The sequence below is a fragment of the Arenibacter nanhaiticus genome (genome assembly GCF_900141935.1).
Lineage (GTDB): Bacteria > Bacteroidota > Bacteroidia > Flavobacteriales > Flavobacteriaceae > Arenibacter > Arenibacter nanhaiticus.
In genome coordinates this window covers 1-4,581 of sequence record NZ_FQYX01000064.1, presented here as the reverse complement: position 1 = coordinate 4,581, position 4,581 = coordinate 1, and the positions used below count along the sequence as shown (strand labels likewise).

General features: G+C 38.6%; 4 protein-coding genes. 2 read left to right on the top strand and 2 right to left on the bottom strand.

Annotation, left to right across the window (positions count from 1 at the left end; genetic code table 11):
• Window positions 1-535: 535 nt before the first annotated feature.
• Window positions 536-967: a YybH family protein gene (locus BUA16_RS18000; protein ID WP_072766091.1), complete on the top strand. Its 432-nt coding sequence runs from the start codon at window positions 536-538 to the stop codon at window positions 965-967.
• Window positions 968-977: 10 nt separating this feature from the next.
• Here the strand turns inward: BUA16_RS18000 and BUA16_RS17995 are convergent, their stop codons facing one another.
• The gene (locus BUA16_RS17995) at window positions 978-1,985 is read right to left on the bottom strand and encodes a 4-hydroxyproline epimerase (RefSeq protein ID WP_072766090.1); all 1,008 of its coding nucleotides are present in this window, start codon (window positions 1,983-1,985) and stop codon (window positions 978-980) included.
• Between the two features lie 317 nt (window positions 1,986-2,302).
• Between BUA16_RS17995 and BUA16_RS17990 the strand changes: the two genes are divergently transcribed.
• Complete coding sequence (locus BUA16_RS17990) at window positions 2,303-3,862, top strand: M28 family peptidase (RefSeq protein WP_072766089.1); 1,560 nt, start codon at window positions 2,303-2,305, stop codon at window positions 3,860-3,862.
• Window positions 3,863-4,261: 399 nt separating this feature from the next.
• Here the strand turns inward: BUA16_RS17990 and BUA16_RS17985 are convergent.
• On the bottom strand, window positions 4,262-4,581 hold a 320-nt coding region (locus BUA16_RS17985; protein WP_178338927.1), incomplete at its 5' end, for a transposase.

Here is a 4,581-nt window from a genome sequence, read left to right as displayed (position 1 = left end):
TGAATAAAAAACGAACCAGGGCCGAGAACCAAAGGTACAGTGTACCTTTGGCTGGAGGAGCCAGCCGTAGCGTTGGCCTTTCTTGCGAAATGATTCATTCAGAATATTTTTTTGTCAGCACCTAAATTTTAGGAACTCGCTTTTGAAAAACAGCTAAATAAGATAATTCGTTTAGCTCAGACAGCCTAAAATCGCCAACGCGCAAGCTGGCCTCTTCACTAAAATAGTCCACTGGACTATTTCTTAACGTTCGATCCTCATTCAAATTTTACGATAAATTTTCGATAGGCCAGAGAAAAATAAAACCTTTAAAAAGACCCCTATATCGTCAAAAATTTTTTAAAATACAGATATATAAAGTGTTTGCAAAGATTGGCTCAAATCGTTTAGGACGCTATTGATTCCTGACCAGGAATCTAGTCGCAGTAATGCGGCCCCAATAAAAAATACCCAAAGCTAAACTTTGGGTGTTTTCCTACAAAAATTAAAATTTAATGATTACTTTAGTAAGCCGACCAACTAAAAGGGAGCTTTTATGAAAGTCATTACTTTGTTTATCCTTGTACTTTTTCTTTCCTCTTGTCAAGATCGTCCTTCCAAAGAAGAGGATATTGCTACCATTACAAATTTGTTCAATACCCAAAAAAAGGCATGGTCTAATAACGACTGGAAGGCCTATATGGACATTTATTCAAAATCTGATTCTCTCGTGTTTTTTAGTGGCTCCAAGCTTATTCATGGATGGGATAAAACATTGGAGAACTATCAAAAAGCCTATCCTACCAAGGAAGACATGGGCACGCTTAACTTTAGCCTTTTCGATATCTCTAAAATTGACAGGGATACGTATTGGGTGATGGGGCAATATCATTTAAAACGGCGAAGTGGCAATACCGATGGAAATTTCATTGTCTTGTTAAAACGTATTGGAGGCGAATGGAAAATTATCGCCAACACTTCCTGTTAAACCACGGCTGCTATATCACCTGAAACCCATAAGCGTAAGGATCCTCATCGTCTATAATTATAGTATTGTATCCATACACCTTGGCCCACCCTTTAATACTGGGCACTATGGCCTTTATGCCTTCTAAGGAGGTTTCTTCTTCTACCCTACCGATAAATTTAGAACCGATAAAACTTTCATGGATAAACTCCTCTCCAAGCTCGAGCCTTCCTTTGGCATGCCATTGAGCCATTCTCGCCGATGTCCCCGTACCACAAGGAGAGCGATCTATGGCCTTATCTCCATAAAACACTGCATTCCTGGCGGTAGCCTCTGGGGAAATGGTTTTTCCCGCCCATAGAATATGGCTTACACTATGAATGGTAGCGTCTAGTGGATGTATAAATTTATCCGGGTATTTTTGATTTATTTTTTTCCTAATATCCTGACTGTATTGAATTAATTTGCTCGCTGAAAAGTCTTGAATTCCCAAAAAATTCTTTTGGGGATCTATAATCGCATAAAAATTGCCGCCGTAGGAAACATCGAAAACCAAAGTTCCTAATTCGGAACAGTCTACGGTCAATGCTTCTGCGGCCAGGTAGGACTTCACATTGGTAAGCTGTACCCAATCGACCTTATTATTGGTCTGCTGATATGTTATTTGAACCAATCCTGCAGGGGTTTCCACCTTTAATTTCCCCGGAATTTTCGGGGAAAGCAAGCCCTCTTCTATCCCTATCGTAATAGCCCCAATGGTCCCATGTCCACACATAGGCAGGCAACCACTGGTTTCTAGAAATAATATTCCAAAATCATTGGCCGGATTGCTGGGCGGGTAAAATATGCTTCCGCTCATCATATCATGGCCACGAGGCTCATACATTAACCCTTTTCGGATCCAATCGTATTCTTTTAGAAAATGCTGTCGTTTTTCGCTCATCGTATTCCCATTTAGCACAGGTCCGCCCCCTGCAATAACCCGAACCGGATTTCCACAAGTATGTGCATCGACGCAGAAAAATGTTTTTCTTGCCATTGATTTAAGAATTTAGGCGCTACTAAGCTGGCATACTACTAATGTAAGAAATTAAAATAGGTCTAAGACAGTTCTTGTTAAGGTTAAATTATTCTTAATTTCCTAAGCTAAAAGAGCGATTTATCCTTATAAATAAAACAAAACACTTACAATTAAAACAGCTAGTAAGCTGACTATGTTTTAAATAAGAAGAAAACATACCTTTTATAGGAAAGCTATCGTACCGTAGCAGTAGTACTCCAACCATTTAATTTTCAATTTGATTATATTAAATTTCCCTATTTTTGACATATTCTGAATTTTATAAAAAAAATTAAATGAAAAAATTATTGTTTGTTGCATTAGGCCTTTCCATGGCATGCAACTCTTCTCAAAAAACAGTGCTTACTCCTATTGAAGAAGCAAAACCAAATTTGGATCCAACTACCTATATGGAGACCATTACGGAAGAGGAGTTAAAAGAACACTTATATATTTATGCTTCGGACGAATTTGAAGGAAGGGACACTGGTAAACCAGGACACCAAAAAGCAGTAGAGTACCTTAGAGCAGCCTACCAGGAACTTGGCATTCCTGCCGCAAAATCGGATGGAGATTATTTTCAGTATGTTCCTTTAAGTATTGCGAAGCTACCGATGGGCAATATTACCATTAACGGTAAGACCTATACGAACGGTAATGAAATAGTGAGCTTTACGCCGGCCGAAGGTACTTTTGACAATATTGTTTTTGTGAACAATGGTATTGAAGAGGAAAACTATTCTGATTACGACGGATTAAATGTAGAAGGAAAAATTGTCTTCATAAAAGGAGGAGAACCAAAAAATTCCGACGGTACTTATGTTATTTCCGGTACTACAGAAAAATCGGTTTGGAGCAATTTTTCCGAATCTTACGGCAAAAGAATTGAAATAGCCCAAAGCAAAGGAGCCCAGGGGGTATTTTATTACGACCAAGATAACTATAGCCGTTTTCAAAATAGGTTCGAAAAAATTAAAAATAGTGCCCAAGACAGAATGGGCTTAAAAGACGATCAGAACAATAGCTTCGTCAACGTCGTTGTAGATGCTGCGGTAGCCAACAATATCCTTAAGAACATTGCTCAAGAAAACAGCCCTAAGGTACTAGACGCTACTATAGCAATAAACTTGGAAAACAGCAATGAAGATGTACTTTCACAGAACGTCGTAGCTATTATTAAAGGTTCTGAAAAGCCAAATGAATATATAGTGATTTCTTCACATTTGGATCATGTTGGTATTGAAGACGGCGAAATTTACAATGGTGCCGATGACGATGGCTCAGGAACAGTAGGGATGTTAGAAATTGCGGAAGCCTTTAAAAAAGCGGCCGATGAAGGAAACGGTCCTAAAAGGTCTATCGTATTTTTACATGTTACCGCAGAAGAAAAAGGCTTGTTGGGGTCTAAATATTATACAGACCACGATCCTATCTTCCCTTTATCGGAAACTGTGGCCAATTTAAATATTGACATGATCGGTAGAATTGACCCAAAACGATCGGGAGACAGAAACTATTTATACCTTATAGGCTCTGACAAATTGAGTACGGAACTACATGAATTGTCGGAAGAAGTAAATAAAAAATATACGAATATTGAGTTTGATTACACTTATAATGATGAAAACGACCCAAACCGTTTTTACTACAGAAGTGATCATTACAATTTTGCCAAAAATAACATTCCAATTATTTTTTACTTTAACGGAACCCATGACGACTATCACCGCCCGGGAGATACTCCAGATAAGATCAACTATGATTTACTGGAAAACAGAAGCCGCTTGGTATTCCTAACCGCATGGGAAGTCGCCAATAGAGCAAACCGTCTTATAGTAGACAAAGCGGCCAAGTAATAAATAATTCATTCTTTTAAAGCCTTCATTTTCATGGAGGCTTTTTTTATTCCCAAAACTCTCTCCATGCCGTTTCCGAATCGTACAAAATCGGTGTAATACATAGATGCCCAGTTTTATACGTACAGATCTATTACGTATTAGTAGCATTTTATTTTGGGCGTTCCCTCCTTCGTCGGGCGGGCCCTTGGCTATATCCCTCGCTCCGCTTCGGGGATGCCGCCGCGGTCCCTAACGCAGAAAAATGTAACAATGATTCAATGTGAAAATGTACCAATTAGGATTGATCTAATTCGAAGATTTGATAATGAGCTGATCATTAATCTTGCCAACGCCTGTCCTGTTTAAGTAAAATCATCCCTCAATGCTTTGAAGCAGCACTTAGTTAGTCACTCCTTATCAACTCAGTTTCTTTTTCAAAAAAAAGCGAGTCAAAACGGGATTAAAAATATAAAACAATAATAATTCGACTTCGTTTTTTAATTGCTTCATCATTTTCTTAAGATTCCACCCCGTTGCAGCTAAAAAAGCATTGATTTGCGGTGAAGTTGCCCCACTAAGATAGTTTTGTGCCATTCTAAAGTCCGTTTTTAGATGCCCTATAACTGGCTCGATGGCCGCTCTTCTCCTAAACTTTTTGCGTTTACTCCGCTTTTGATATTCTGTATCTCGTTTTAAAGGTTTGTAGTCCGGTGTGGATATTTTAGTTGAACCTATTT

Coding starts and splice junctions, on each gene's coding strand:
- BUA16_RS18000 (WP_072766091.1), top strand. CDS start 536: ATGAAAGTCATTACTTTGTTTATCCTTGTACTTTTTCTTTCCTCTTGT.
- BUA16_RS17990 (WP_072766089.1), top strand. CDS start 2,303: ATGAAAAAATTATTGTTTGTTGCATTAGGCCTTTCCATGGCATGCAAC.
- BUA16_RS17995 (WP_072766090.1), bottom strand. CDS start 1,985: ATGGCAAGAAAAACATTTTTCTGCGTCGATGCACATACTTGTGGAAAT.